Annotated in this window: 24 protein-coding genes; 12 read left to right on the top strand and 12 right to left on the bottom strand. The window is 67.3% G+C overall.

Annotated elements, in window-relative coordinates; genetic code table 11:
- Positions 1–2: 2 nt before the first annotated feature.
- A complete protein-coding gene (dapF, locus tag ACJEIK_RS17155; protein WP_061006452.1) occupies positions 3–893 on the top strand; it encodes a diaminopimelate epimerase in 891 nt (296 codons plus the stop codon).
- A 27-nt stretch (positions 894–920) separates the two neighbouring features.
- Positions 921–2,333: a GTPase HflX gene (gene hflX, locus ACJEIK_RS17150; protein WP_061006451.1), complete on the top strand. Its 1,413-nt coding sequence runs from the start codon at positions 921–923 to the stop codon at positions 2,331–2,333.
- Position 2,334: 1 nt separating this feature from the next.
- Here the strand turns inward: hflX and ACJEIK_RS17145 are convergent, their stop codons facing one another.
- Complete coding sequence (locus ACJEIK_RS17145) at positions 2,335–3,948, bottom strand: PE-PPE domain-containing protein (RefSeq protein WP_061006450.1); 1,614 nt, start codon at positions 3,946–3,948, stop codon at positions 2,335–2,337.
- A gap of 410 nt (positions 3,949–4,358) precedes the next feature.
- On the opposite strand from ACJEIK_RS17145, the gene ACJEIK_RS17140 reads away from it, so the two are divergent.
- The 3 genes from ACJEIK_RS17140 to ACJEIK_RS17130 all read left to right on the top strand — a co-directional run bounded on the left by ACJEIK_RS17140 (position 4,359) and on the right by ACJEIK_RS17130 (position 9,386).
- Positions 4,359–5,726 (top strand): DEAD/DEAH box helicase, encoded by a 1,368-nt coding sequence (locus ACJEIK_RS17140; RefSeq protein ID WP_061006449.1) that lies wholly within the window; start codon positions 4,359–4,361, stop codon positions 5,724–5,726.
- Positions 5,727–5,822: 96 nt separating this feature from the next.
- A complete protein-coding gene (locus ACJEIK_RS17135) occupies positions 5,823–6,980 on the top strand; it encodes an acyl-CoA dehydrogenase family protein (RefSeq protein ID WP_061006448.1) in 1,158 nt (385 codons plus the stop codon).
- A 174-nt stretch (positions 6,981–7,154) separates the two neighbouring features.
- Positions 7,155–9,386: a hypothetical protein gene (locus ACJEIK_RS17130; protein WP_082761717.1), complete on the top strand. Its 2,232-nt coding sequence runs from the start codon at positions 7,155–7,157 to the stop codon at positions 9,384–9,386.
- A gap of 66 nt (positions 9,387–9,452) precedes the next feature.
- On the opposite strand, the gene lexA is transcribed toward ACJEIK_RS17130, so the two are convergent.
- Entirely contained in the window at positions 9,453–10,142 is a 690-nt protein-coding gene (gene lexA / locus ACJEIK_RS17125) for a transcriptional repressor LexA (RefSeq protein WP_061001161.1), read from the bottom strand.
- A 250-nt stretch (positions 10,143–10,392) separates the two neighbouring features.
- On the opposite strand from lexA, the gene ACJEIK_RS17120 reads away from it, so the two are divergent.
- Together ACJEIK_RS17120 and nrdR are read left to right on the top strand one after the other, a co-directional pair.
- Entirely contained in the window at positions 10,393–10,866 is a 474-nt protein-coding gene (locus ACJEIK_RS17120; protein WP_409430041.1) for a LysM peptidoglycan-binding domain-containing protein, read from the top strand.
- Positions 10,867–10,977: 111 nt separating this feature from the next.
- On the top strand, positions 10,978–11,442 hold the full coding sequence (gene nrdR / locus ACJEIK_RS17115) for a transcriptional regulator NrdR (RefSeq protein WP_043393836.1): 465 nt from the start codon (positions 10,978–10,980) through the stop codon (positions 11,440–11,442).
- A gap of 7 nt (positions 11,443–11,449) precedes the next feature.
- Here the strand turns inward: nrdR and ACJEIK_RS17110 are convergent, their stop codons facing one another.
- Both ACJEIK_RS17110 and ACJEIK_RS17105 read right to left on the bottom strand, forming a co-directional pair.
- Positions 11,450–12,472, bottom strand: coding sequence for an alpha/beta fold hydrolase (locus tag ACJEIK_RS17110; RefSeq protein WP_061006011.1), 1,023 nt, complete (start codon positions 12,470–12,472; stop codon positions 11,450–11,452).
- A gap of 44 nt (positions 12,473–12,516) precedes the next feature.
- Positions 12,517–13,458 (bottom strand): proteasome assembly chaperone family protein, encoded by a 942-nt coding sequence (locus ACJEIK_RS17105; protein WP_061006048.1) that lies wholly within the window; start codon positions 13,456–13,458, stop codon positions 12,517–12,519.
- 245 nt (positions 13,459–13,703) lie between these two features.
- Between ACJEIK_RS17105 and ACJEIK_RS17100 the strand changes: the two genes are divergently transcribed.
- The gene (locus ACJEIK_RS17100) at positions 13,704–14,504 is read left to right on the top strand and encodes a trypsin-like serine peptidase (protein ID WP_409347402.1); all 801 of its coding nucleotides are present in this window, start codon (positions 13,704–13,706) and stop codon (positions 14,502–14,504) included.
- On the opposite strand, the gene sthA is transcribed toward ACJEIK_RS17100, so the two are convergent.
- Positions 14,501–15,916 carry a Si-specific NAD(P)(+) transhydrogenase gene (gene sthA, locus ACJEIK_RS17095; RefSeq protein WP_061006049.1) on the bottom strand — a complete coding sequence of 472 codons (1,416 nt, stop codon included), beginning with the start codon at positions 15,914–15,916 and terminating at the stop codon, positions 14,501–14,503. The two genes, ACJEIK_RS17100 and sthA, sit on opposite strands and share 4 nt — an antisense overlap.
- A gap of 169 nt (positions 15,917–16,085) precedes the next feature.
- Here sthA and ACJEIK_RS17090 point away from each other — a divergent pair, with 169 nt between their 5' ends.
- On the top strand, positions 16,086–17,150 hold the full coding sequence (locus ACJEIK_RS17090) for a DUF4192 domain-containing protein (RefSeq protein ID WP_061006014.1): 1,065 nt from the start codon (positions 16,086–16,088) through the stop codon (positions 17,148–17,150).
- Positions 17,151–17,167: 17 nt separating this feature from the next.
- On the opposite strand, the gene ACJEIK_RS17085 is transcribed toward ACJEIK_RS17090, so the two are convergent.
- The 3 genes from ACJEIK_RS17085 to ACJEIK_RS17075 all read right to left on the bottom strand — a co-directional run bounded on the left by ACJEIK_RS17085 (position 17,168) and on the right by ACJEIK_RS17075 (position 19,546).
- Complete coding sequence (locus ACJEIK_RS17085; RefSeq protein ID WP_061006016.1) at positions 17,168–17,857, bottom strand: metal-dependent transcriptional regulator; 690 nt, start codon at positions 17,855–17,857, stop codon at positions 17,168–17,170.
- Positions 17,858–18,042: 185 nt separating this feature from the next.
- Positions 18,043–19,002 (bottom strand): sigma-70 family RNA polymerase sigma factor, encoded by a 960-nt coding sequence (locus ACJEIK_RS17080; RefSeq protein WP_020101848.1) that lies wholly within the window; start codon positions 19,000–19,002, stop codon positions 18,043–18,045.
- Positions 19,003–19,168: 166 nt separating this feature from the next.
- Positions 19,169–19,546, bottom strand: a complete 378-nt coding sequence (locus ACJEIK_RS17075) for a DUF3099 domain-containing protein (RefSeq protein WP_234785453.1) — start codon at positions 19,544–19,546, stop codon at positions 19,169–19,171.
- A 67-nt stretch (positions 19,547–19,613) separates the two neighbouring features.
- On the opposite strand from ACJEIK_RS17075, the gene ACJEIK_RS17070 reads away from it, so the two are divergent.
- Positions 19,614–19,850 carry a DUF3039 domain-containing protein gene (locus tag ACJEIK_RS17070; protein ID WP_061006018.1) on the top strand — a complete coding sequence of 79 codons (237 nt, stop codon included), beginning with the start codon at positions 19,614–19,616 and terminating at the stop codon, positions 19,848–19,850.
- 10 nt (positions 19,851–19,860) lie between these two features.
- Here the strand turns inward: ACJEIK_RS17070 and ACJEIK_RS17065 are convergent, their stop codons facing one another.
- Positions 19,861–20,823 carry a YihY/virulence factor BrkB family protein gene (locus ACJEIK_RS17065; protein ID WP_061006020.1) on the bottom strand — a complete coding sequence of 321 codons (963 nt, stop codon included), beginning with the start codon at positions 20,821–20,823 and terminating at the stop codon, positions 19,861–19,863.
- Between the two features lie 59 nt (positions 20,824–20,882).
- Entirely contained in the window at positions 20,883–21,074 is a 192-nt protein-coding gene (locus ACJEIK_RS17060; RefSeq protein ID WP_061006022.1) for a hypothetical protein, read from the bottom strand.
- A 154-nt stretch (positions 21,075–21,228) separates the two neighbouring features.
- Here ACJEIK_RS17060 and ACJEIK_RS17055 point away from each other — a divergent pair, with 154 nt between their 5' ends.
- Positions 21,229–21,612 carry a DUF952 domain-containing protein gene (locus ACJEIK_RS17055; protein WP_061006025.1) on the top strand — a complete coding sequence of 128 codons (384 nt, stop codon included), beginning with the start codon at positions 21,229–21,231 and terminating at the stop codon, positions 21,610–21,612.
- Between the two features lie 113 nt (positions 21,613–21,725).
- On the top strand, positions 21,726–23,294 hold the full coding sequence (locus ACJEIK_RS17050; protein ID WP_082934761.1) for a histidine phosphatase family protein: 1,569 nt from the start codon (positions 21,726–21,728) through the stop codon (positions 23,292–23,294).
- 63 nt (positions 23,295–23,357) lie between these two features.
- On the opposite strand, the gene ACJEIK_RS17045 is transcribed toward ACJEIK_RS17050, so the two are convergent.
- Together ACJEIK_RS17045 and ACJEIK_RS17040 are read right to left on the bottom strand one after the other, a co-directional pair.
- On the bottom strand, positions 23,358–23,861 hold the full coding sequence (locus ACJEIK_RS17045; RefSeq protein ID WP_409430040.1) for a DUF664 domain-containing protein: 504 nt from the start codon (positions 23,859–23,861) through the stop codon (positions 23,358–23,360).
- 163 nt (positions 23,862–24,024) lie between these two features.
- Complete coding sequence (locus tag ACJEIK_RS17040) at positions 24,025–25,455, bottom strand: RNA polymerase sigma factor (RefSeq protein WP_135358013.1); 1,431 nt, start codon at positions 25,453–25,455, stop codon at positions 24,025–24,027.
- Positions 25,456–25,549 lie beyond the last annotated feature (94 nt).

Raw genomic sequence — 25,549 nt, 5'->3', positions numbered from 1 at the left:
CTGTGCGGTTTTCGAAAGGGCACGGCACCCAGAACGACTTCGTGGTGCTGCCCGATGTCGACGCCGAACTGAACCTGACCCCCGCGGTCATCGCTGCGCTGTGCGACCGGCGCCGCGGACTCGGGGCCGACGGCCTGCTGCGGGTCACCAAGGCCGGCGCCGCGCAGAACGCCGGCGTGTTCGACGACCTTCCCGACGGCGTCGCCGCCGACGACTGGTACATGGACTACCGCAACGCCGACGGCTCCATCGCCCAGATGTGCGGCAACGGGGTCCGGGTCTTCGCGCACTACCTGCGCGCGTCCGGGCTCGAGCACCGCGACGAATTCGTGGTCGGTTCCCTGGCCGGGCCGCGTCCGGTGGTCGTGCACGGCGCCGACGCGGTCAACGCCGAGGTGACGGTCGAGATGGGCAAGGCCCGTTCGTTCGGGCCCGGCAAGGCCGTCATCGCCGGGCGCACCTTCGCGGGCCTGGCGGTGGACGTCGGCAACCCGCACCTGGCCTGTGTCGACCCGTCGCTGAACATGGCCGGGCTCACCGCGCTGGATGTCGCGGCGCCGGTGTCCTTCGACGCCGACCAGTTCCCCGAGGGCGTCAATGTCGAGGTGCTGACCGCGCCCGCCAACGGGGTCGTGGCGATGCGGGTGCACGAGCGGGGCGTGGGCGAAACCCGCTCCTGCGGAACCGGAACCGTCGCTGCCACGTTGGCAGCACTGAACCACATCGGCGCCGACACCGGCAGCCTGCGGGTGGTGATCCCCGGCGGCGAGGTCAGCGTGACCATCACCGAGGACACCAGCTTCCTGCGCGGGCCGTCGGTGCTGCTGGCGCACGGTGAACTCGCCGCCGAATGGTGGCACGAGAACGAAGGAAATTCAGATGCGCCCCGCTGACTTTGCGGGCACCATCGATAACTACCTATGACCTCTCCTTTCGATCCTGACAACACCCCCAGCGTCGGTGAACTGGCCCTCGAAGACCGGGCGGCACTGCGCCGCGTTGCCGGTCTGTCGACCGAACTGGCCGACATCTCCGAAGTCGAATACCGCCAGCTGCGCCTCGAACGCGTGGTGCTGGTCGGTGTGTGGACCGACGGCACGTCGGCCGACGCCGACAACAGCCTCGCCGAACTGGCCGCCCTCGCCGAGACCGCGGGCTCCGAGGTGCTCGAAGGCCTGATCCAGCGCCGCGACAAGCCGGACGCCTCGACCTACATCGGCTCCGGCAAGGCCCTGGAGCTGCGCGAGATCGTGCTCGCCACCGGCGCCGACACCGTCATCTGTGACGGTGAACTGAGCCCCGCCCAGCTGAACTCGCTGGAAAAGGTGGTGAAGGTCAAAGTCATCGACCGCACCGCGCTGATCCTCGACATCTTCGCCCAGCACGCCACCAGCCGCGAAGGCAAGGCCCAGGTGTCGCTGGCCCAGATGGAGTACATGCTGCCGCGGCTGCGCGGCTGGGGTGAGTCGATGTCCCGGCAGGCCGGTGGTCGTGCCGGTGGCGCCGGCGGCGGCGTCGGTACCCGAGGCCCCGGTGAAACCAAGATCGAGACCGACCGTCGGCGGATCCGCGAGCGGATGGCCAAGCTGCGCCGCGAGATCAAGGACATGAAGAAGATTCGCGACACCCAGCGGCACAGCCGCCGGGCCAGCGACACCCCGTCCGTCGCGATCGTCGGCTACACCAACGCCGGCAAGTCCAGCCTGCTCAACGCCCTCACCGGCGCCGGCGTGCTGGTGCAGAACGCGCTGTTCGCCACCCTCGAACCCACCACGCGCCGGGGCCAGCTCGACGACGGCCGGCCGTTCACCCTGACCGACACCGTCGGGTTCGTGCGGCACCTGCCGACGCAGCTGGTCGAAGCGTTCCGGTCGACGCTGGAGGAGGTCGTCGACGCCGACCTGCTCGTCCACGTCGTCGACGGCTCCGACGCCGATCCGCTGGCGCAGATCAACGCGGTCCGCAAGGTCGTCGGGGAAGTCGTCGCCGAGTACGACATCGCCGCCCCGCGAGAGCTGTTGGTGGTCAACAAGATCGACGCCGCCGGCGATCTGGCGCTGGCCCACCTGCGGCGCGCGTTGCCGGATGCCGTGTTCGTGTCGGCGCACACCGGCGAGGGGCTGGACCGGCTACGGATGCGCATGTGCGAGCTGGTCGAACCGACCGACGCCGCCGTCGACGTGACCATTCCCTATGACCGCGGTGACCTCGTGGCTCGCGTCCACGCCGAAGGCCGCGTCGAGGCCACCGAACACACCACCGACGGCACCCGGATCAAGGGCTGGGTGCCGATGGCGCTGGCCGCCAGCCTCGGCGAGTTCGTCACCGCCTAGTTCAGGCGGCGGCCTTGGCCGGCTTGTCGGCCTTGTCGGCGGCCGGCTTCACGGCCTTGGGGGCCTTGACCTTCTTGTCCTTCTTCGGCTTCTTGGTCTTGTCGGTGGTCGTGTCGCCGGCCTTGTCATTGGTCTTGTCGGCGGCGCCGGTCTGACCGTCCTTGGCCGGGCCCTGGTTGGTGGCCGGGTCGGTGCCGGGCTTCGGGTCCTGCTTCGGGCTGGTGGTGTCGGTGGTCTTTGGATCCGTCACCTTGGTGTCCGGGGTCTTGGTGTCGGTGTCCTTGACGGCCGTGATCTTCGTGTCGCCGTCCTTGGTGTCGGTGTCCTTGGTATCCGGGGTGGTCGAGAGCTTCGGAGCCGTCACGGGCGCGAGCTTGGTGTCACCGGTCGGGGTGGCGGACACCGCCTTCGGTGCGGTCGAGCCGGTCAGGGCCGCGACGGTCGTCGGCGCGGGCGCCGGGGTGGTCGCGCCGACCGGGAGCTGCACCTTGCCGCCGGTGATATCGCTGATCGCGGCCTTGACTCCCGCGCCCGCGGCGTTGATCAGGTCGACCGTCAGCGTGATCGGGTTGAGCAGCGGGATCAATCGGAACGGCGCCGGGACGCCCGGGCTCAGGCTGCGGTCATAGCCGGTGTCGATGAGCACCCGCAACACGGGGGAGACCAGGTCGACGATCGGCTTGATGATGAAGCTGGTGTGGGTGAAGCCGCCGAACTCCAGGAACGGCCGCACGATCGGCAGGGTCTTGGTCGGGATGGTGATGTAGGTGGTGTCGCCGTACACGGTCTGGTTCGCCGGGTCCTTCAACGCGGCGTCCAATTCTGTGGGCGTGTACTCGAGGTCGGGGATCTCGCCGGCATCGCTGTTCTCGTTGGGCGCCAGGTAGGTGCCGTGGGTGTACCAGAAACCGGCGATGGCGTTGAGATCGGCGAGCAGGTTGATCGGGTAGAGCGGGAAGTCGGCGACGCCGTCGTACTCGAACGCGATATCGGTGGTCTTGATGCCGGTATTGGTGGGTGCCGGCAGACCGAAGGTGACATCCAGGATCGGCACCGTGCCGAGGAAGGCCAGTCGCTCGAACAGGCCGCCGTTGGGCCGGTTGGTGTTGCCGATCATGACGAAGGCCAACGAGGCCTTCTGCGCGTCGGTCAGTCCCGACAGCGTGGCCTTCTCGCGGCTCACGATGTTGCCGCCCTGGGAGTAGCCGAAGATGATGACCGGGTCTTGGGGCGTTGCCGCGGGCAGGGCCAGCTGCAGCGCCGTGTCCAGCGCGAGGATGCCCTGGCCCGTCGAGTCGTTCCATTTGGCGCCGGACAGCCCACCCCAGCCGGGCAGCGGGATCGGCCAGAACTGCGCGGGATAGTTGATGCCTTGCAGCGTGCAGGTGGGCTGCGTGCACGCCGGATTGAACGGGGCGATGTAGTAGTTGTCGGCGTTCTCCTTGTATCCCGCAACAACATTCGCGTTCGGGGTGCCGGTACCCGGGACGATCAGCGCGGTTGCGGCGAGGGTCAACGCGGCCGTCACCATCGAGACCACGCCCAGCAGAACCGTGCTCAGCACCGTCAGCGTCACGGCCACAGCTGCGGGGATGGTGCGTCCGAAGTTGCGCATGGCCTCGCCCCCCTTTCGACGTCGCCGATCCGATGATCGGCACCTGTTTCGCATCGTCGCACTGTGACAGGACCGGGACCGGGTGTTTGCCGAAAATTTGTCGATCGTGTCGATTCTTCGGTGTGGCAGCGCGCGGATCGTGGGTGAAATCACACCACTGCGATACTCATTGCGGGACAGGGTTTTTCGTCCCGCGATCGGCCGTACCGATTGCCGTGGTCGGCGACGGGCGATGTTCGGTACTAAGCTCTGACTCAACATCAGTTGCGCTCCTTCGCAGGACACGCCCGCTGATCACGTCGTGGAACGGCTGAGAGCCGTGTCAGTCCATCTGCACCAGCACTTCTCGCGGCGACCGATACTGCCGCCGGCATTGTCGACCCTCCGTGCCGGAAAGGCTGTACTCATCCATGTCTGCAGAACAATCGTCGTCCTTCGCTGAACTCGGCGTTCCCGAGGCGCTCGTCGCCTCGCTCGCCGGCCGCGGCATCGCCGCGCCGTTCCCCATCCAGGTCAGCACCCTGCCCGACACCCTGGCCGGCCGGGACGTCCTCGGCCGCGGCCGCACGGGCAGCGGTAAGACGCTCGCCTTCTCCATTCCGCTGGTGGCCCGGCTGGCCGGCGCCTCGCGACGTCCGTCGCGTCCCACCGGCCTGGTGCTGGCCCCGACCCGCGAGCTGGCCACCCAGATCGCCGCCACCGTCGAACCGCTGGCCACTGCGGTGGGACTCAAGGTGACCACCATCTTCGGTGGCGTTTCGCAGAACCGTCAGGTCGACGCGTTGCGCGGCGGCGTGGACATCGTCATCGCCTGCCCGGGCCGTCTCGAAGACCTCATGAAGCAGAAGCTGGTGAGCCTGGACGCCGTGCAGGTCACGGTGCTGGACGAGGCTGACCACATGGCCGACCTGGGCTTCCTGCCCGGCGTCACCCGGATTCTGGCGGCCACCCCCGCCGGCGGTCAGCGCATGTTGTTCTCCGCGACGCTCGACAACGGCGTCGACAAGCTCGTGCGGCGCTTCCTGTCCGATCCCATCACGCATTCGGTCGACGAGATCGATGCGCCGCCGCCGGCCATGACGCACCACGTGTTCCACGTCGCCGGTGTCGCCGAGAAGCGCGACCTGGTGCAGCGGCTGGCGTCGGGCACCGGCCGGCGCATCCTGTTCATGCGCACCAAGCACCAGGCTCGCAAGCTGGCCCGGCAGCTCACCGAGTCCGGTGTGCCGTCGGTCGACCTGCACGGCAACCTGTCTCAGCCGGCGCGGGACCGCAACCTCGCCGCATTCAGCTCGGGGGAGGCGCGCGTCCTCGTCGCCACCGACATCGCCGCGCGCGGTGTGCACGTCGACGAGGTCGAGCTCGTGGTCCACGTGGACCCGCCTGCCGAGCACAAGGCGTACCTGCACCGGTCGGGACGTACGGCCCGCGCCGGAAGCGCCGGCGACGTCGTGACCGTGGTGCTCCCGGAGCAGCGCAAGGATGCCCAGCAGCTGCTGCGCAAGGCCGGCATCACGGCCCGGCCGCAGGAAGTCGTCGCCGATTCGGCGTCGGTGCAGGCACTGGTCGGCGAGATCGCGCCGTATCGCGCGCCGGCGCCCAAGGAGGCCCCCGCGCCTCGGGGCGGCAACCGTCCGGCCAAGACGGCGACCGCTGGGCAGGCGCAGCGCCGTCGCCGGCGTTCGAGTGGTGGGCTGCAGGCGCCCGGGCGTAACCAGGGTGGTCGTTCGCAGGGGCAGTCGGGCCGTTCGCAGTCCGGCCGCAGCCAGGCGAGGTAGTCGCCACCCGGCGACGCGCCGGGTGTGGGCCCGCTCACAACCAACCGCCCGGTTGGGATAAGTTGTTGCAAACTTATCCAGTACCGGAGGTCTCACATGGGTGTCATCAAGTACGACCGCACGTTGTTCGAACCCGAGCACGAGCTGTTCCGGGAGTCGTACCGCGCGTTCCTCGACCGCCATGCCGAGCCCTACCGAGAGGAATGGGAGAAGGCCAAGATCGTCGACCGCGAGGTCTGGCGCGAGGCGGGCAAGCAGGGCTTTCTCGGCATGGCCGTGCCGGAGGAGTACGGCGGCGGCGGAAACCCGGACTTCCGCTACAACGTCATCGTCAGCGAGGAGACCGCGGCGGGACGGCACAGCGGTCTGGGCTTCACTCTGCAGAACGACGTCATCGCGCCGTACCTGCTCGAGCTGACCAACGACGAGCAGAAGCAGCGCTGGCTGCCCGGTTTCTGCAGCGGCGAACTGATCTGTGCCATCGCGATGACCGAACCGGGCACCGGTAGTGACCTGCAGGGCATCAAGACCCGTGCGGTCAAAGACGGCGACCACTACGTGCTCAACGGCTCGAAGACGTTCATCACCAACGGTATTCACGCCGACCTGGTGATCGTCGTCGCGCAGACCGACCCGGACAAGGGCGCGCAGGGCTTCAGCCTGCTGGTGGTCGAGCGTGGCATGGCGGGTTTCGAGCGCGGCCGTCACCTCGACAAGATCGGCCTCGACGCGCAGGACACCGCAGAATTGTCGTTCACCGACGTCAAAGTCCCGGCCGAAAACCTGCTGGGTGTCGAGGGCATGGGATTCGTCTATCTGATGCAGAACCTGCCGCAGGAGCGCATTTCCATCGCCGTGATGGCTGCCGCGGCGATGGAGGCCGTGCTGGAATCGACATTGCAATACGCCAAGGAGCGTAAAGCGTTCGGCAAGCCGATCGGCAGCTTCCAGAACAGCCGATTCGTGTTGGCGGAACTGGCGACAGAGGCCACGGCGGTGCGAATCATGGTCGATGAGTTCATTCGTCTGCATCTCGATCGAAAGCTGACAATCGACCAGGCGGCGATGGCCAAATGGTATTCGACAGAGGCGCAGGTTCGCCTGGTCGACCGGTGTCTGCAGCTGCACGGCGGCTACGGCTATATGCGCGAATATCCCATTGCGCGGGCATTCCTGGACTCGCGCATCCAGACCATCTACGGCGGGACCACCGAGATCATGAAGGAGATCATCGGCCGCGGATTGGGCGTTTAACTAATTGCCGCGCGAATTTATTCGCATATCGAAGCGCGACACACTGGTGCGTCACTGCCCGATATCCCGCACGATGGGCATGAACTGAAGCAAAGTTGACAGAATCTCTCAATCAAGAGAGTTTGTCTGACGGAATTTTGTATCCGGAGTTTTGCCGACCGCGGGAGGAATTCGATGACCGGGCTGCGAACCCGTGGCGGATGGGCTGGTGTCGGGGCCCTTTCTGTCGCGGTGGCATTGCTCATGGCTCCGACGGCATACGCGACACCGGAAAGCGACGCCGACGCGGCGATATCCCACACGTGGGATGCCGCGGGTGGTGACACAGGTGAGCTGGGTGCCAAGGACGGTGACGTCTACCAGGTCGGCGCGGGCTTTGCGCAGAACTTCGCGGGCGGCAAGATCTATTTCAGCGAGGGCACCGGCGCCCATCTCATTTACGGCGCGATCCTCGACAAGTACCAGGCCTTGGGCGGCGCCGCGGACAGCGATCTCGGCTTCCCGACCATCGACGAGGGCGCGGGCAAGGCCACCGACAGCCGCAACAGCACCTTCAGTGCCGCTGACAAGCCGGTCATCTTCTGGACGCCCGACAACGGCGCCTGGGTGGTGCGCGGCGCCATCAACGCCGCCTGGGACAAGCTCGGCGGGTCGGCCGGCACCCTCGGCGTACCCACGGCCGACGAGTCCTGGAAGGGCGACGTCGTCACCCAGCCTTTCACCGGCGGTGAGGTGAGCTGGAACGCCAAGACCAAGGCGTTCACCACCACGCCGGCCGACCTGGCCGGCCAGCTGACCGGCCTCGACGTGCCGGGCGACGCGACGACGGCCATCGCCGCCGCACGACGGGCAGCCGGCGGGCCGCAGGGCACCCTCGGAGACGAGCAGGGTGCCCAGTACAAGGTCGGCGACGGCGTGGCACAGAACTTCGCCGGCGGCACCATCTTCTATTCACCGGCGACGGGTGCGCACGCGATCACCGGCGACGTGCTGGCCAAATACCGCGCGGCCGGCGGCCCGCAGGGCGATCTCGGATTCCCGGCGAGCAACGAGACCGACGGCGGCATCTCGCCCACGAGCCGGATCGCCACCTTCGCCGCCGCCGACAACCCGGCGATCTTCTGGACGCCCGAGCACGGCGCGTTCGTCGTCCGCGGCGCGATGAACGCGGCATGGGACAAGCTCGGCGGCGCGACCGGCAAGCTCGGCGCACCGACCGCCGATCAGACCGTGAGCGGCGACGTCGTCAGCCAGAAGTTCACGGGCGGTTCGATCTCGTGGAACAAGTCCAGCCGCGCTTTCAGCACCGAGCCGGCAGAACTGGCGTCGCAGTTGGGCGGCCTGCAGGTACCCAGTGTCGATCTGCCGGGCGGGGTGACCTCGCAGTCCGACGAGGCCGGCAAGTGGTACCAGTTCCACTGGTGGTGGTTGCTGGCGATCATCCCGCTGCTGCTCGTCGTGGTCGGCATCGTGATCGCGTCGCTGCTGCGGCGCCGGCGGCACGCCGGACCGGACGCCGTCGCCGATCAGGACGCGTACGACTACGACGACCACGAGTTCGGCGACGGGGAGTACGGCGACCCGCAGTATGCGGACGGCGGTGTCGACAGTGAGTACGGCGACGAGTTCGCGGCCGAGGACCAGCAGTTCGACGGCCCGCACGGCGGGCCCGCGTTCCAGAGCAACCCGGACGTCATCGACACCGCGCCGACGGTGTACCCCGATTTCACGGCCGAGCAGCCCGCCGACGGTGAGGCGGATGCCGATGCCGATGCCGAGGCGCAAGCCGAGCTCGACGCCGAGCCGGTCGACGCGGCCGAACCCTACGAGCCTGAGCCGCAGGCGAGCGACGACGACGGCGACCGCGAACCCGCCGACGAACCGACGGCCTCGGTGCAACTCCCCGATGCGTTGCGTCGTGGTGGCACGGCGGCAGGTCTGACCGCGGCCGGGTTGGCGGGCTTCGCCGGACTTCGGCCCCGGAACCCCGGCGACCGTGTCTGGGCTGCGCCGGCCGAGGACCAGGACACCGAGGACCAGGCTGACGAGCGTGCGCCCGAGCCTGAGCCCGAGGAACAGGTGGCCGAGGCCGAGGCACCGGCGGTCTCGGAAGCGGAACAACCGTCAGCCGAGGCGCCTGTGGACGAGGCGCCTGCGGAGGACACCGTCGCGGCCGGTCCGGCCAGCGGCCGGCACCACGCGCTGGGGGCCGAGGAACCCGAGACCGCGCAGATGTCGTTCCGCGTCGCGACCGGTGCGGAGCCGCCTGAGGGCTACGGCATCAAGGCCAATACCGAGTCGGGTTTGTACTGGGTGCCGGGATCTCCCGGGTATGACGAAGCGCCCGTCCAAATCTGGTTTGCCAGTGAGGAATTCGCGGTCACCAACGGGTTCATCCGCGGCTGACCGGAGTCATGACTGAGCCCCGCTGCGAGCGACTGCAGCGGGGCTCATCTCTAGGTCCGGCAGCCCTCAGATCTTGCGGATGACGGTCACGACCTTGCCGAGGACGACCGCGTCGTTGCCCGGGATCGGGTCGAACGCCGGGTTGTGCGGCATCAGCCACACCTGGCCCTTGGTGCGCTTGAAGGTCTTCACCGTGGCCTCACCGTCGATCATCGCCGCGACGATGTCCCCGTTGTCGGCCACGTTCTGCTGCCGCACGACGACCCAGTCGCCGTCGCAGATCGCGGCGTCGATCATCGACTCGCCAACCACCTTCAGCAGGAACAACGAGCCCTCACCCACGAGTTCGCGGGGGAGCGGGAAGACGTCTTCGACGGCCTCTTCGGCAAGGATTGGGCCGCCGGCGGCGATCCGGCCGAGCACCGGCACGAACGTCGGTTCGGGCAGCGCGTCCGAACCGGAGACATCGGTGGTGATGGTGGCGCCCGTCGAGTCGTCCGCACCGCGCACGTCCACGGCGCGCGGGCGGTTCGGGTCGCGGCGCAGGTAGCCCTTCTTCTCCAGCGTGCGCAGCTGGTGGGCCACCGACGAGGTCGAAGTGAGGCCGACGGCGTCGCCGATCTCCCGGATGCTGGGCGGATAGCCGCGCGTGGTGACCGAGGTGCGGATGACGTCGAGGATGGTCCGCTGGCGCTCGGTGAGGCTGCTGGACCGTCCGCCTGGCTGGGTGTCCGGGGTATCGGTGCTGTCGCTCATGCAGACGAATCTAGCCCAGTGCGGACGATTCATCAAACATGTGTTCGAGATCGGGCGGGTCGGCGTGTCGCGGACGGATCTCGTCGTGACGTCGTGAAAGGGGCGGCGGAGTCGGCGAACGGAACTTGTCGGTGGGTCGTCGTATCGTTCGCAACAGTTCGATCACATGTTCTACCGTTCGAACATTTGGGCGATATAGTCGAACACAAGAGCGATCGAACCTATGTACGAACTCCTGAGAGGAACCGACATGACCGTCATCACCCGCGAATACCCGACCGACGTCGTCGTCCGCACCGTGCCTCGGCGTTCAGATGTGAATCGGCACCGCCAGGCCCGGCTGCGGCCGGCCGGTTCCCGTCCTGCGGGCGCGGCCTTCCGCCACCGCGGTACGGGAGTACTGACCTCCCGGGCCTCACACCGTCGCAACCCGATCACGCCGTTGACCACGGTGATGCTGGCTCTGGTCGCGGCCGGGATCACGGTGTGGCTGGGCCTGGTGGCGCAGTTCGGCGAAGCTGTCCAGCCGACCTCGTCGGCGGCCTCGGTGCCCGCACAGCTCGCGGTGGTCCGGGTGCAGACCGGGGAGTCCATTCAGCAGGTCGCCCGGCGCGTGGCGCCCGACGCGCCCGTCAGCGCCGTCGTCGACCGCATCAAGGAGCTCAACAAGCTGCCGTCGGTGGCGCTGAACGCCGGTCAGACGCTGATCGCACCGGTCGGCTGAGGACAGCCCGTGCGCACCTCGATCGGCACGGCGCCCGGCCGCGTCCGAGCGGCACGGGTAGGCTCAAGACCGTTCGAAACGGTCGATTGTCGGTGCGGCGAAGGAGCGGTGATGCACTGTCCGTTCTGCCGGCATCCGAACTCGCGTGTGGTCGATTCACGAGAAGCTGATGAAGGGCAGGCGATTCGGCGTCGCCGGTCATGCCCGGAGTGCGGCCGCCGGTTCACCACGGTGGAGACCGCAGTCGTCGCGGTGGTCAAACGCAGCGGCGTCACCGAACCGTTCAGCCGGGACAAGGTGATCAAGGGCGTGCGGCGCGCCTGCCAGGGACGGCAGGTCGACGACGATGCCCTGAACCAGTTGGCACAGAAGGTCGAAGATGCGGTGCGGGCCACCGGATCTCCCGAAGTGCCGAGCCATGAGGTCGGGTTGGCGATCCTCGGCCCTCTGCGTGACCTCGATGAGGTCGCCTATCTGCGGTTCGCCTCGGTGTACCGCTCATTCTCGTCCGCTGAGGACTTCGAACGCGAAATCGAGGCACTGCGCGCGCACCGCGGCGTGACGTCGCCGGGCTGACGACAAGCTAGGTCGCGCTGCGTTCGTCGGTCTCCATCGCGTCGAGAACCGCGAACTTCGTATCGCGCGGTGCGTCGATCGACTTTGCGGTGACGCCGGTCTGCAACAGTCCGCGCAGGGCGTCACGGTCGTAGACCGACGGCGCAGTCGTGTCGATGAATTCCTCGATGAGTTTCACGAACCGATCGGGGTCGTCGTGAAACGGGAAATGTCCAGAGTGGTCGAAGAACTCGAGCCGGGAGCCCGGCATCGCGGCGTGGGCCAGTTCTCCATGGGCAGCCGGGATGACCGCATCGTGGGTGCCCCAAACCAATTGCACCGGAATGGCTTCCGTCAAATAACATCGGTCCAGCATCGTGACCACCTGGCCCCGCCAGTCGACCACCGCACGCAGGGTCCGGGCGAAGGCGGATGAGGCCTTGGGCTCGGGCAGGTCGTTGAGAATTCGCAGCATGTTAGGCAGGTCGTGGCCGAGCCCGGTCGACCCGAGCAGTGCTCCGCCGAGACGCCCGGCGAGCTGAAGCGCGGGTAGTACCAGCGGGATTCGCAACAGTGCCAGCGCTTCGGTGCCCAGTGGCAGGGCCGCGAGCCGCAGCGCGATGTTCACGTCGCGGGTGACGCCGCCGGCACCCACCAGCACCAGACGATCGATCAATTGCGGGAATTGATAGGCGAATTGCATGGCCACGCCGCCGCCCAGCGAATGGCCGACGACCGTCACCCGCTCGATGTCCAGCACGCTGAGCAAGTCGCGCATGCCGTTGGCATATGCCGCCACCGAGTAGTCGGCGCGCGGTTTGTCGGACTGGCCGTGGCCCAGCAGGTCCGGGGCGATCACGGTGAAGCGCTGCGCGAGGCGCGTCTGAACGGTCTCCCAGGTGGTGGAGTTGTCACCGATGCCGTGGATGAGCAGGATCGCCGGTCCCGAACCGGCTATCCGGTACGCCCGCCGGTAACCGTGGATGGTGCGGTACTCCAGCCGCGGCGTGACGTCACGCACGGAGTGCAGGGTGGGCTTCCCATCGGACATCGTCCCAGCTCCTTCCCATCGTGTCGGCGGAGCCGACCGCGTGGTCAGTCGCCGACAGTGTCGTCGTCGCCGGCCTGGGGATCGGAGAATCCGTCGCCGGACTGTTCGGCGAGGAACTGCTCGAACTGTGCGCCGAGCTCGTCGCCGCTGGGTAGTTCCTCGTCACGTGCCAGCAACGACCGATTTTCCTGAGCAGCGACGAACGAATCGTACTGTTGTTCCAGTGCACTGACCACTTGAGCGACTTCGGCGCTGGCCTCCACCTGCTCGCTGATCTTCGTGTACACCTCGGCGCCCGCCTCGGACAGCTCGTGCAGCGGAATCTGCAGCGATGCGATTCGCGAGACCTCGCCCAGCAGCGCCTCCGCGGCCGGCGGATACGCGGTCTGCGCCAGGTAGTGCGGCACGTGCACCGTGAAGCCCAGAGCTTCGTGGCCGTGCTGAATCATCCTGTACTCCAACAGGTTCGACACGCTGGCCGGAACCTGCACCTCGCCCACCCAGGGCGTGTGATCAGCGATCAGTTCCTTGTTGCCCGCGTGTGCGGTCATGGTGACGGGGCGCGTGTGCGGCACCGCCATCGGGATGGCGCCCAGCCCGATGACCTGCCGGACCCCGAGCCGCTCGGATAACAGCCGCACCGCCGTGATGAAACGTTCCCAGCGCAGGTCCGGCTCCATCCCGGCCAGCAGCAAGAACGGCGTCCCGGCGGTGTCGTGCAGCGCGTACAGATTCAACTCGGGATCGTCGTACTTGGTGAAGTGATCGGTGGTGAACGTCATCAGCGGTCGACGCGACCGGTAGTCCAGCAGTTCGTCGATGGCGAACGACGCGACCAGTTCGGTATCGAGCGTGTTCTTCAGGTGCTCGGCGGCCAGCCGGATCGCATGGCCGGCATCGGAGAAGCCTTCGAGGGCGTGCACCATCACCGGTCCGCGGCCGTCTGCGGCGGACAGCTGAGGCGCAGGGAACTCCAGCTCGTACATGCCGCTCTGCTCGGGCTGATACTGCTGGCCCCGGTGGTCTTCGGGCCGCTGGTCGCTCGCGTCCGCGTGCCCGTCGTGCTCGCTCACCTTCACACTCCTTGCCGTACTGCCTCGCCCACATCTCGCAGTGGGGTGCGTCTCCTACAAGTGTCTCGCATTCTCACCTTGTTCCCCGGGTCACCCCGGAGTACGCCATGGTGCACCAGATGCTGCTCGGGCAGGAGGTATCGGGCAAGATCGGACAGATGCTGGGCACCCGACTGGTCGTGAGCGCGCTCGTCGCGCTGTTGGCCACTGCGTGCAGCCCACCTCCGATCAAGGCCGATCCCCGCACCGGCGACGTCGGCACGGTCAACGCAGGTGCGGCCGCCGTCCCGGGACCCCGTCCCGATTCGCGCGTCGGAGCGGTGTTCCTGGGCGGCGATTCGGTACACACCTGCAGTGGCGCGGTGCTCGACTCACTGGCGGGGAATCTGATCATCACGGCCGCGCACTGCCTCGATTCTTCGGTCGAAGCGACGTTCGCGCCCGGTTACCGCGGCGGCGTGCCAGGGGACTTCTGGCACATCGACGCGGTGTACCTGGACCCGCGCTGGGTCCGTGGCCAGGACCCGGCAGCCGACTTCGCGATCGCCCGGGTCAGCCACGGCGGTGCGGCCACGACCGAGACGCTGGAGCACCGCGCCGGCGGCGGCTTCGTGCTCGGCGCCGCGCCCGGTCCGGACGTTCCGATCACGGTGACGGGATACCCGCTCGGTGACGGCGGCGGTCAGGTCAGCTGCAGCGGTCCGACGTCACGCCCGGACCGCGGGTTCCCGGCGCTGCGCTGCCCGGGGCTGGTGGACGGCACCAGCGGCTCGCCCTGGGTGTCGGGGAACGAGGTCAGGGGAGTGGTCGGCGGTCTGCAGGGCGGTGGTTGCAGCAGCAACGAGCTGTCGTACTCGTCACCGTTCGATGTGCAGGTCCAGGTGGTGTATCAGCGTGCGCAGGAGGGTGGCCCCGCAGACCGCGCCACCGGCGCCCCTGACGACGGCTGCAGCACCTAGCTCCGGAACTGGTTGAGGGCCCGCAGCTTGTTCATCACGTCGAGCGCGGCGACCTTGTAGGCCTCGGAGAACGTCGGGTAGTTGAAGACAGCGTCGACCAGGTACTCCACGGTCCCGCCGCAGCCCATCACGGCCTGGCCGATGTGGACCAGTTCGGTGGCATTGGAGCCGAAGATGTGCACGCCGAGCAGCGTCAGGTCCTCGGTGGAGACCAGGAGTTTGAGCATTCCGTACGAGTCGCCGGCGATCTGCCCGCGGGCCAGTTCGCGGTAGCGCGACACCCCGACCTCGTACGGGACCGAGCTGTCGGTGAGGTCGACCTCGGTGGCGCCGACGTACGACACCTCGGGAATGGAGTAGATGCCGATCGGCTGCAGGTCGGTCATGCCCTTACAGGGCTCGCCGAAGGCGTGATAGGCCGCCAGCCGGCCCTGGTCCATCGAGGTCGCCGCCAGCGCGGGGAAGCCGATGACGTCGCCGACGGCGTAGATGTGGTCGACCTTGGTCTGGTAGTTGTCGTCGACGAAAATCCTTCCGCGGCTGTCGATCTCGAGGCCGGCCTGGGCGACGTCGAGGTGCTCGGTCTGTCCCTGCCGGCCGGCCGAGTACATCACCGTCTCGGCGGGGATCTGCTTTCCGCTCGCGAGCGTGGTCAGGGTTCCGCCGGGGCCCACGTCCACCGCGGTCACCTCTTCGCCGAACCGGAACGTCACCGCGAGGTCGCGCAGGTGGAATTTGAGGGACTCGATGATCTCGGAATCGCAGAAGTCCAGCATCGTGGGGCGCTTCTCGATCACGGTGACCTTGGTGCCGAGGGCGGCGAACATGGACGCGTACTCGATACCGATGACGCCGGCGCCGACCACCACCATCGACTGCGGCAGGCTCTTGAGGTCCAGGATCCCGTCGGAGTCCAGGACACGTTCTTCGTCGAAGTTCACGCCGGCCGGCCGGACGGGCTTGGTGCCGGTGGCGATGACGACGTACCGCGCCCGGATGTTGACGTTCTCGTCGCGGGTGGGGTCTTCGATGACCAGGGTGTGCGGGTCGAGGAAGCGGCCGTGCCCTTCGAACAGCTCGACTCCGTTGCGCAGGAGCTGGTTACGCACGACGTCCTGTTCCCGGCCGATGACGTGGGTGGTGCGGCGCAGCAGGTCGGCAGGGGTGATCCGTTCCTTCACCCGGTAGCTGGAGCCGTACAGTTCGCGCTGGCTCATCCCGGTGAGGTAGACGACCGCCTCACGCAGCGTCTTGGACGGGATGGTCCCGGTATTCACGCAGACCCCGCCGAGCATGCGTCCACGCTCGATGACTGCGACGGATTTTCCCAGCTTGGCGGCGGCGATCGCGGCCTTCTGCCCACCCGGGCCGGATCCGATGACGACGAGGTCGAACTCCTGCGTGGAACCCATGACAGCCAGGTTGGCACGGCGCGCGGGATCATGCAGCCCGATCACCGGCGAACTTTGCGGAAACACCTCGCGCGGGACGGTTATCCACAGATCCGAGTTCATTCACAGACCGGCCCGCCGGCCGGGCCGGCCGACGCTTCCTGACGGACCGTGCTGCCACCGTCGGGGCATGACATCTTTCAGCTCATTCGATTTCCAACTGAACCGGCCCGGCGCCCTCATCGCGGCAGTGCCCGCGGTCCTGGGGTTTGCGCCGGAGAAGTCACTGGTGCTCGTCACGATCATCGGCGGCGAGATGGGTGCGGTCCTGCGCGTGGACCTGTCGGAGGGATTCTTCGAGGCCTTGCCCGACGCCCTCGGACATCTCTCGGGCCTGGCCGCCGCCGCAGAGGCGGATGCGGCCATCGCGGTGATCGTCGACGAACACGGTGTCGATTGCGCGATGTGCGCGGACATGTACCGCGACGTGAGCGACGAACTCGAGGACGCGTTGTCCGCTCACGGCATCGAACTGTTCGCGGTGCATGTGGTCGACCGGGTGGCGGCCGGCGGCCGGTGGCATTGCGCCGACGGCTGCGGGAACGCCGGCGTCGTCGAGGATCCCGAATCGTCGCCCGTCACCATGGCCGCGGTGCTCGACGGCCGGCGCCTCTACGCCCGCCGCGCGGACCTCGTCGAGGTCGTCGCCGTCACCGATGCGCCGCGTGCCGAGGCATTGCGGCCGGCGATCGAAAAGCGTGCTGCCACAGCGGATTACCGCGGACGGCCCGATGCCGACGCACGCGCCGATGTCGAGCATGCGGTGGCGTGCGCCACCGGTTCCGCGGAAGGGTCGCAGTTACCCGATGACGACGTGGTGCGCCTGGCCTGTGCGGTGACGGATTCGCGGGTGCGGGACACGCTGTACGCGCTGGCGGTCGGCGAGCACGCCGCCGCGGCCGAGTCGGTATGGGCCGCGCTGGCTCGTACCCTGCCGGCGCCGTGGCGGCTGGAAGCGCTGGTGTTACTGGCCTTCAGCGCCTATGCCCGTGGCGACGGACCGCTCGCCGGCGTGGCGTTGCAGGCCGCGCTGGACGTCGACAGCGAGCACCACATGGCTGGACTGCTCGACTCGGCACTTCAGGCCGGCATGCGGCCGGACCGCATCCGGGAACTGGCACTCACCGGCTACAAACTGGCGGAGCGCCTCGGCGTGCAGATGCCGCCGCGCCGGATCTTCGGCAGATCGGCGTGAGCCGCGTGGGCCTCGGGTCAGACCTTCTCGACGCGGACCGCGTGTGCCATGTGATGCGGCAACTCGACCTGTTCGTGGCCGGGGATGACGATCAGGACACTGCCCTGCTCGGTGGCCTGCACCGTGACGCGCGCGTTCGGCACCACGCCGGCATCCTTGAGCCGAGCGATCAGCTCGGTGTCGCCCTGGACGTGCTCGGTCAGCTGGCGCACCCGGACCGCGACCGGGAATCCGGTGGGCAGTTCGGTGAGCCGGACGAGGCTGACGTCGGCGTCGCCGGCCGGGATGACGCCGAGCTCGGCGAGGCCGGGGATCGGGTTGCCGAACGGCGACGTGGTCGGGTTGTCGAGCACCTGGACCAGCCGGCGTTCGACGTCCTCGCTCATCACGTGTTCCCAGCGGCAGGCCTCGGCGTGGACTTCCTCCCACGGCAGGCCGATCACATCGACCAGCAGGCGCTCGGCGAGCCGGTGCTTGCGCATCACCGACACCGCCAGCGACCGGCCCTTGTCGGTGAGCTCCAGGTGGCGATCACCGGCGACGTGCAGCAGCCCGTCGCGTTCCATCCGCGACACCGTCTGGCTGACCGTGGGGCCGCTCTGCTCGAGTCGTTCGGCAATGCGTGCACGCAGCGGCACCACGCCCTCTTCTTCGAGGTCGTAGATCGTCCGCAGGTACATCTCGGTCGTATCGATCAGATCGTTCATGCCAAATTCCTCCAGGCCTCCGCCGGTGCCCAGCTTACCGGTTTGGCCGGGTCAGCAGGCATCCACCACGGCCGATCGACGCAGTGATTCCGATGGCGGGCCGCGGTGGGCGGACCGCCCGACAAAAACGGTGCCCGCCGGGGATTCCGGCGGGCACCAGGGTGTGCAGTTGTGGGTGGCGGCGGTCAGCTCGCGTAGGCCCGCAGGCGCTCGGCGCGCTCGCCGTTGCGGAGCTTCGACATGACCTCGCGCTCGATCTGCCGGACCCGCTCGCGGGACAGACCGAACAGCTTGCCGATCTGGTCCAGGGTGCGGGGCTGGCCGTCGTCGAGGCCGAACCGCAGCCGGATCACCTGCTGCTCGCGCTCGTCCAGGGTGGCGAGCACGTGCCGGATGTCGGTGTGCAGCAGCTCCGAGATGACGGCATTCTCGGCCGAGAGTGCCTCGGAGTCCTCGATGAAGTCGCCGAGCGGCGCTTCTTCGTCGGTGCCGACCGGCATGTCCAGGCTCACCGGGTCGCGGCTGTGCTCGAGCAGGTCGTTGATCTTCTCGACCGGGATACCCGACTCTTCGGCGAGCTCTTCGTCGGTGGCCTCACGTCCCAGGCTCTGGTGCATCTCGCGCTTGATCCGAGCCAGCTTGTTGACCTGCTCCACCAGGTGGACGGGGAGCCGGATCGTGCGGCTCTGGTCGGCCATGCCGCGGGTGATCGCCTGCCGAATCCACCAGGTGGCGTAGGTCGAGAACTTGAAGCCCTTGGCGTAGTCGAACTTCTCCATCGCCCGGATGAGGCCGAGGTTGCCTTCCTGGATCAGGTCCAGCAACGGCATGCCGCGACCGGTGTAGCGCTTGGCCAGCGAAACCACGAGGCGGAGGTTGGCTTCCAGCAGATGCCGGCGGGCGGCTTCGCCGTCGCGGACGATGGCTGCCAGGTCACGCTTGCGGTTGTCGCCGAGTCGCTTCTTGGTCTCCAGCAGGTGCGCCGCGTACAGGCCGGCCTCGATGCGCTTGGCCAGTTCCACCTCGTCCTCGGCGTTGAGCAGGGCGGTCTTACCGATGCCGTTCAGGTAGACGCGCACCAGGTCCGCGGCGGGACTCTGGGCGTCAAGATCGGAATCGATACGGCTTGTGGTGGCTTTTGCCATTTGCGGCCTCCTGCTCGTGCTCAGCTCGAACTGTCACTTGCTTCAACGCCCAAGTTGCAGGAGAAGTTCCCGAGGCCCTGTCATCTCATGGCCTCTGACCAGCGGTTTTTCCGCGTCGACCTGAGAATGTCCTTAGAAAGGGGAAAGAAGGAAACTCAGGTGGAGATCAGGGCTCGACATCGCCGTCGATGACCGGGTGCCGGTCCTCGATTGCCGGGCGTTCCGCGGTCGGGAACATGGGCGCTCGTCGGGCCGCGTCGTAGCGGCGCGGCTCCTGTGCGGTACGCGGCGGGCGGTCATTGGCGATGAGTACCGCGATCCACGGCAGGGGAATGGACGCGATGAGGATGGCCAGCGAGATCAGGCCGTTGTGCCAGATGCTGTAGGCCAGGGCCGCCAGCAACAGTGCCGGCACGCGGAACGACATGATGGTCAGGTAGCGGCGGACGCGGGCGCGGTGCTGCTCCTCGTAAGCGGGTGCTGCGCGAGTGATGAGGACCGGCCGACCGTCGTCGTCGAAACTCAGCTCTTGGCCTTGTTTCATCCTTCTACTGTCCCACATCTGGCTCAGTGCCGCCGCGACCGGTTCGGGTGAAGTGCACAATGAGTGCATGCAGACCGACACCCTCGAACGCACCGATTCCGATGAACAGGTCGACGACGGTACGGACGACGACCGACCTAAGCATTTTCATTACGTCAAGAAGGACAAGATCGCCGAGAGCGCCGTCATGGGCACCCATGTCGTCGCACTGTGCGGCGAGGTGTTCCCGGTGACCAAGTCACCCAAGCCCGGTTCGCCGGTGTGCCCGGATTGCAGGCGCATCTACGAACAGATGAAGAAATAGCCGCAGCCACTCAGGCCGGCGGCTCTGCCTTCTCCGCAGGCTGATCGCTGGTCAGGGTCTCGGCCTTGTCTTCGAGCCATTCGCGCAGGCGCCGGGCATGGGTGTCCGGCGCCGGCCATTCCTCCTGGATCGCCGCGTTGAGTTCGGCGCCGATCATGATCGCGAAACCCAGCGCGAATGCGAACAGCAGGAACGCGATCGGTGTCGCCAGGGCGCCGTAGGTGTAGCCCGTGGCGGTGATCCAGGTCAGATAGAACCGGAGTCCGACTGTCGCCACGACGAAGACCACGGTGGCCAGGAGGGCGCCGAACAGCAACCGATGCGTCGGCAGCGGTTTGGGCAGCGCCACCCGGTAGAGCACCGTCACGGCCAGCACGATGCCCAGCAGCAGCACCGGCCAGTACCCGTACTTCATGGCGTTGGACCAGGTCTCGGGAATGTGCTGGGCGATCTTCATCGGCCCGATGGCGGCCACCGGCGCGGTCGCGATCACGAACAGCAGCATCACCAGGTACAGCCCGAGCGCGTAGAACCGTTGCCGCACCGGATGGCGGAGCGGTGTCTGGTCGTGTGCCTCGACCACGGCGTCGACGAATGCCGAGATCGCCGACGAACCGGCCCACAGCGAGATGACGAATCCGAGGGACACCACCTCGCCGCGGGCACCCACCGCTATGTCGCGGACGGTCGGCTGGATGATCTCGTTGACCACATTCGGCGAAAAGAAGTTCTTCGCGGTCCCGATCAGTTGTTCCTGGATCATCGGCAGCGTCTCTGGGCCGAACAACGGCGCCACGTACGCCAAGCTGCCCAGCATGCCCAGCAGCAAGGGTGGTAGGGACAGTGCCGACCAGAACGCCGCCTGAGCCGACTCCGAGAAGATCGAGTCGTCCCAGCTTTTCGACAGCGCGCGTCGGAACACCCGTAACACGTGATGACGTGTCGGCTTGATCGGCTTCGTCTGGTCGTTCATGACCAGACCAGCATTACCGAAGAGATCCCGTCAGGACCGTATTTGAGGTGACCGGCGGGTCACTCGGTCTCGGCGCTGACCACCAGCACAGCGGCTAACTCGACCAGCTTGGATTCGTGCTCGTTCGCGTGGTGCTGGCAGAACAGGAGCTCCATGCCGGACGGCAGGGTAGCGCGCACACGGGCGGCGGCGCCGCACCGGTCACAGCGGTCGGCCCGTGTCAGTGTCGGGCCCGTCAGAGTTGCGTTCATGGCGCCTCCTTCTGCTCGTCGCCGCCTGGGCGCTTTGCCGGTTACACATCTCTACTCTCTCAGACGATTTGGATTCCAGCGTTGTTCCCCGGGTGTTCACGGGTGTGTCGTGTCTCACCTATCGCTGGAGTTGCGGGCGCGGCAGGCTGACCGCATGATCGCCGCGCCCACAGTCCTTGTTCATCTATGTAGTGAAACGGATTGGGCGCGTGCTCAGTTCGATGGTGAGCTTCGGCCGCCCTCACTCGACGATGTCGGGTTCGTCCACCTGTCGGCTCCGGAACAGGTTCACCTGCCGGCCAATCGGCTGTACCGCGGGCAGTCCGACCTGCTGCTGCTGGTGTGCGACCCGGAGCGGCTGGGGTCGCCGGTTCGCTGGGAACCCGGCGTGCCGACGGATCCGGCCTCGATGCTCTTCCCTCATCTGTACGGCGCACTCCCTGTCGCCGCGGTGGCCCGCACCGTGCCCTACCGGCCTGACGTCGAGGGTGTCTTCGCAGTTCTACCGGCAAATTTCGGTGCCGATGCCGTTGGTTAACGGCAAATGAACGACAGTCTGAGAAATCTGTCCACTCATTGGGAATGTGGCCCGAATCACGGTCGGGGGATTGGCACGATCGCGCGCGTAAATATCCCCGACTCGGTGAGGACATGATCAACCACACGAATTCTGAAGACGCGACGGGTAAGCGCCGTCGCGCAAGAGGACTGAAGGGACTCGGTGTCGCGCTGACGGCGAGTGCTCTTCTGGTCATGTCGGCGCTGCCGGCATGGGCGGCCGAGAACATGACCATCACGTTCATCCGGCACGGGCAGTCGTACGGAAACACGTCGGGCAACATCGACACGCAGGTGCCGGGCCCGGTCCTGACGCCGGACGGTCAGCAGCAGGCCAAGGACATCGCGGCCCAGCTCGGGGACCGGAACTTCGACGCCATCTACGCGTCCACGATGGTTCGGACGCAGCAGACGGCGGTGCCGTTGTCGCAGTACCTGGGTCTGCCGATCCAGGTGTTGCCGGGTCTGCAGGAGATCGAAGCCGGCAAGTACGAAGGCACCCCGGAGCGCGCGGGTCTCTTCGGTTATCTGACGGCGCCGCTGGCGTGGGCGGGGCTGTCGGTGACGCCGCCGCCGAACATCAGCTTCAACCCGATCGCGCCGAACCTGGATGCGTTCATCCCGTCCGCGGCCGATCCGACGACGGGTCTGAACGGCCATCAGTTCGAGGATCGCGTCAACGGCGCTCTGCAGACGATCTACGACAACGGCGATCGCAACGCGGCGGTGTTCTCGCACGGCGGCACAATCATGATCTGGACGATGATGAACGCCAAGAATCTGAGCGCTGAGCAGAAGATCATGCTGTTCACCCAGCATCCGCTCGGCAACACCGGCGTCGTCGTCGTCGAGGGCAACCCCGAGGACGGCTGGAACCTGGTCGAATGGAACGGCGTCAAGATCGCCGGCATGCAGAAGGGTCCGATCGAGAATGTGATGACCCAGGTGCGCACGCTGACCCGTCAGCTCAACTCGGTGGTGCAGGATGTCGCCGCGGCATTCCAGACCGGGAACGTCGGCAAGATCCTGACCGCGATCAACCATGGGGCGGCCGACGCGCTGTTCTCGACGGCCAAGTTCGTCCGGGCGATCAACGCCCAGGTCATCGGCGGAGTGACGACGGCCATCGACAACCTGCAGAAGAAGCTGGCTCCGCCGGCTCCGGCTGCGGGCACGCAGACCACCGCGCCGACCTCCGGTGCCGCGGTCTCGCCGGCGGCCTTCTCGACCCCGGTTGCGGCCAAGGCTCCGGCCGCGGCGCAGGCGGGCGACTCGCCGGCCAAGGTTGCCGAGGCCCCGGCCTCGGACAACAAGGTCGACGGCCAGGTGAAGGCCGACGAGGCCAAGGCTGATGCCGACGCCACCAAGGCGGAGGGTCAGGCCAAGGCCGACGACGCCAAGACCGACGCCGACGCCGCCAAGGCGGAGGGCCAGGCCAAGGCCGACGACGCCAAGACCAAGGCCGATGCCAAGAAGGCTGCGGCGGAGGCCAAGAAGGCCGCTGCCAAGGCCAAGGCCGAGGAGAAGAAGGCTGCCGCTGAGGCCAAGAAGGCTGAGGCCAAGGCCAAGGCTGATGCCAAGAAGGCCGCCGCTGAGGCCAAGAAGGCCAAGGCAGAATCTGCCAAGGCCGCGGCCGGCGCAGGCGCTGGAAGCACCGACTGACGGTTCGCTGTCGGACGACAACAGATCGGCCCCCTTCTTGTCAGGGAAGGGGGCCGATTTGCGTCAGTCCTCTGCGCTCGCGGAGAGCAGCAGGTCTCTGGTGATCTCCAGGTGTCCGACGTGCTGCGCGATGTCGTGCAGGATGTGCAGCAGCGTCCACTCCGGGCTGGCCGTGGCCAGAACCGAAGCGCGCGTCGTGCCGCCGCGCACCCCGTCGGCCAGCTCACGGTCCCGGATTCCCTCGGTGACCGCCACCTCGACCCAGCCGGGGAAACGCTGCTGCAGGGCGGTCAGTCGTTCGAGCAGCTCGTCGACCCGCCCGGTGGCGGTGAACTCGCTGTCGCGGTCCCGCGGGATGCGTTGTCCGGCAATGAAAGAGCCGGCCCAGTAGTCGACCACACCGATGCAGTGGTTGACGATCGCGTAGCAGCTGTTCGCGCCCGGCAGCTCAGGTCGCTGATTGGCGAGCTCGTCGCCGAGCACGGTGAGGATGACGGCCATCGCGGCGAAACACTCGGACGAGACGTCCAGCATCGCTTGGGTCAGGGGATGTTCCGAGGTCGGCATGTACGAAAGCCTTTCACACGCAGCGCTTTTCCCGCTTCCGGTTTTCGGGGCGGCGCGGGCTGGATCTGGAACGGGAACCGCTGCGTGCCCTGCTGATTCGCCGCACAAACGACCATTGCCCCGAAACCGGAAGTTTCGGGGCAATGGTCGTTGATCCGGGGGACTAGTCCAGGTAGTCGCGCAGGACCTGCGAGCGTGACGGGTGCCGCAGCTTGCTCATGGTCTTGGACTCGATCTGGCGGATGCGCTCACGGGTGACGCCGTAGACCTGGCCGATCTCGTCGAGGGTGCGCGGCTGCCCGTCGGTGAGGCCGAAGCGCAGCCGGACGACGCCGGCCTCACGCTCGGACAGGGTCTCCAGCACCGACTGCAGCTGATCCTGCAGCAGCGTGAACGACACGGCGTCCACGGCCACCACGGCTTCGCTGTCCTCGATGAAGTCACCAAGCTGGCTGTCGCCCTCGTCGCCGATGGTCTGGTCCAGCGAGATGGGCTCACGCGCGTACTGCTGGATCTCCAGCACCTTCTCCGGCGTGATGTCCATTTCCTTGGCCAGCTCTTCGGGCGTGGGTTCGCGACCCAGGTCCTGCAGCAGCTCGCGCTGGATGCGGCCCAGCTTGTTGATGACCTCGACCATGTGCACCGGGATACGGATGGTGCGCGCCTGGTCGGCCATGGCGCGGGTGATGGCCTGACGGATCCACCACGTGGCGTACGTCGAGAACTTGTAGCCCTTGGTGTAGTCGAACTTCTCGACCGCACGGATCAGGCCCAGGTTGCCTTCCTGGATGAGGTCGAGGAACGCCATGCCGCGGCCGGTGTAGCGCTTGGCCAGCGACACCACCAGACGCAGGTTGGCTTCCAGCAGGTGGTTCTTGGCGCGGTCGCCGTCGCGGCAGATCCACTGCATGTCGCGACGCTGCGCGGCGGGCAGCTTCTCGCCCTTTTCCATCAGCTCGGACATCAGCTGCGTGGCGTACAGGCCGGCTTCGATGCGCTTGGCGAGCTCGACCTCTTCCTCGGCGTTGAGCAGCGCGACCTTGCCGATCTGCTTGAGGTAGGCACGCACCGAGTCGGCGGAGGCGGTGAGCTCGGCGTCCTTGCGGGCCTGCCGCAGCGCCTCGGACTCTTCCTCGTCCCAGACGAAGTCGCCGGAGGCCTTGTCCTTCTCGGACGGCTCCGCGGTCTCGTCGGCGTCGTCACCCTCGGCGGCCTTCGGGGCGGCCTTGGTGCCTTCGGCGTTGGCTTCGCCTTCGGACTCGCCTTCTTCGGCGTCGTCCTCGTCGTCATCGTCGCTGACGTCGTCGGCCTCGAGGTCGTCGTCGAGTTCCAGGTCGGCGTCGTCGACGTCGATCTTTTCGGGTTCCACGGCGAGATCGTCGACGTCGGTCACGTCGTCAGCGGCGCCACCGTCTTCAGGCTTGGTTGCGGCCTTCGCGGCGCGCTTGGCGGGGGCCTTCGCGGCGGCCTTCTTCGCGGGTGCCTTCGCGGCACGCTTGGCCGGCGCAGCCTTGGCGGCGGCCTTCTTTGCAGGGGCTTTGGTGGTGCGCTTCACCGGCTCGTCGGCTGTCTCGCTGGCTTTGGTCGCTACCACGGCCACCCTTTCGGTCTTTCGTACATCGATGGCGTGGGCGTGCGCCACCGAAAAGCGTCGGCTGTCGAATATTGGCGTCGATCTTCGATCGGAT

Origin of the sequence: Mycobacterium sp. SMC-16 (genome assembly GCF_046250085.1) — a bacterium.
GTDB classification, from domain to species: domain Bacteria; phylum Actinomycetota; class Actinomycetes; order Mycobacteriales; family Mycobacteriaceae; genus Mycobacterium; species Mycobacterium phocaicum.
The sequence above is the reverse complement of the archived record's forward strand: the minus strand, read 5'-3'. Positions and strand labels throughout refer to the sequence as shown.

Coding starts and splice junctions, on each gene's coding strand:
- hflX (WP_061006451.1), top strand. CDS start 921: ATGACCTCTCCTTTCGATCCTGACAACACCCCCAGCGTCGGTGAACTG.
- ACJEIK_RS17145 (WP_061006450.1), bottom strand. CDS start 3,948: ATGCGCAACTTCGGACGCACCATCCCCGCAGCTGTGGCCGTGACGCTG.
- ACJEIK_RS17140 (WP_061006449.1), top strand. CDS start 4,359: ATGTCTGCAGAACAATCGTCGTCCTTCGCTGAACTCGGCGTTCCCGAG.
- ACJEIK_RS17135 (WP_061006448.1), top strand. CDS start 5,823: ATGGGTGTCATCAAGTACGACCGCACGTTGTTCGAACCCGAGCACGAG.
- ACJEIK_RS17130 (WP_082761717.1), top strand. CDS start 7,155: ATGACCGGGCTGCGAACCCGTGGCGGATGGGCTGGTGTCGGGGCCCTT.
- lexA (WP_061001161.1), bottom strand. CDS start 10,142: ATGAGCGACAGCACCGATACCCCGGACACCCAGCCAGGCGGACGGTCC.
- ACJEIK_RS17120 (WP_409430041.1), top strand. CDS start 10,393: ATGACCGTCATCACCCGCGAATACCCGACCGACGTCGTCGTCCGCACC.
- nrdR (WP_043393836.1), top strand. CDS start 10,978: ATGCACTGTCCGTTCTGCCGGCATCCGAACTCGCGTGTGGTCGATTCA.
- ACJEIK_RS17110 (WP_061006011.1), bottom strand. CDS start 12,472: ATGTCCGATGGGAAGCCCACCCTGCACTCCGTGCGTGACGTCACGCCG.
- ACJEIK_RS17105 (WP_061006048.1), bottom strand. CDS start 13,458: ATGTACGAGCTGGAGTTCCCTGCGCCTCAGCTGTCCGCCGCAGACGGC.
- ACJEIK_RS17100 (WP_409347402.1), top strand. CDS start 13,704: ATGCTGGGCACCCGACTGGTCGTGAGCGCGCTCGTCGCGCTGTTGGCC.
- sthA (WP_061006049.1), bottom strand. CDS start 15,916: ATGGGTTCCACGCAGGAGTTCGACCTCGTCGTCATCGGATCCGGCCCG.
- ACJEIK_RS17090 (WP_061006014.1), top strand. CDS start 16,086: ATGACATCTTTCAGCTCATTCGATTTCCAACTGAACCGGCCCGGCGCC.
- ACJEIK_RS17085 (WP_061006016.1), bottom strand. CDS start 17,857: ATGAACGATCTGATCGATACGACCGAGATGTACCTGCGGACGATCTAC.
- ACJEIK_RS17080 (WP_020101848.1), bottom strand. CDS start 19,002: ATGGCAAAAGCCACCACAAGCCGTATCGATTCCGATCTTGACGCCCAG.
- ACJEIK_RS17075 (WP_234785453.1), bottom strand. CDS start 19,546: ATGAAACAAGGCCAAGAGCTGAGTTTCGACGACGACGGTCGGCCGGTC.
- ACJEIK_RS17070 (WP_061006018.1), top strand. CDS start 19,614: ATGCAGACCGACACCCTCGAACGCACCGATTCCGATGAACAGGTCGAC.
- ACJEIK_RS17065 (WP_061006020.1), bottom strand. CDS start 20,823: ATGAACGACCAGACGAAGCCGATCAAGCCGACACGTCATCACGTGTTA.
- ACJEIK_RS17060 (WP_061006022.1), bottom strand. CDS start 21,074: ATGAACGCAACTCTGACGGGCCCGACACTGACACGGGCCGACCGCTGT.
- ACJEIK_RS17055 (WP_061006025.1), top strand. CDS start 21,229: ATGATCGCCGCGCCCACAGTCCTTGTTCATCTATGTAGTGAAACGGAT.
- ACJEIK_RS17050 (WP_082934761.1), top strand. CDS start 21,726: ATGATCAACCACACGAATTCTGAAGACGCGACGGGTAAGCGCCGTCGC.
- ACJEIK_RS17045 (WP_409430040.1), bottom strand. CDS start 23,861: ATGCCGACCTCGGAACATCCCCTGACCCAAGCGATGCTGGACGTCTCG.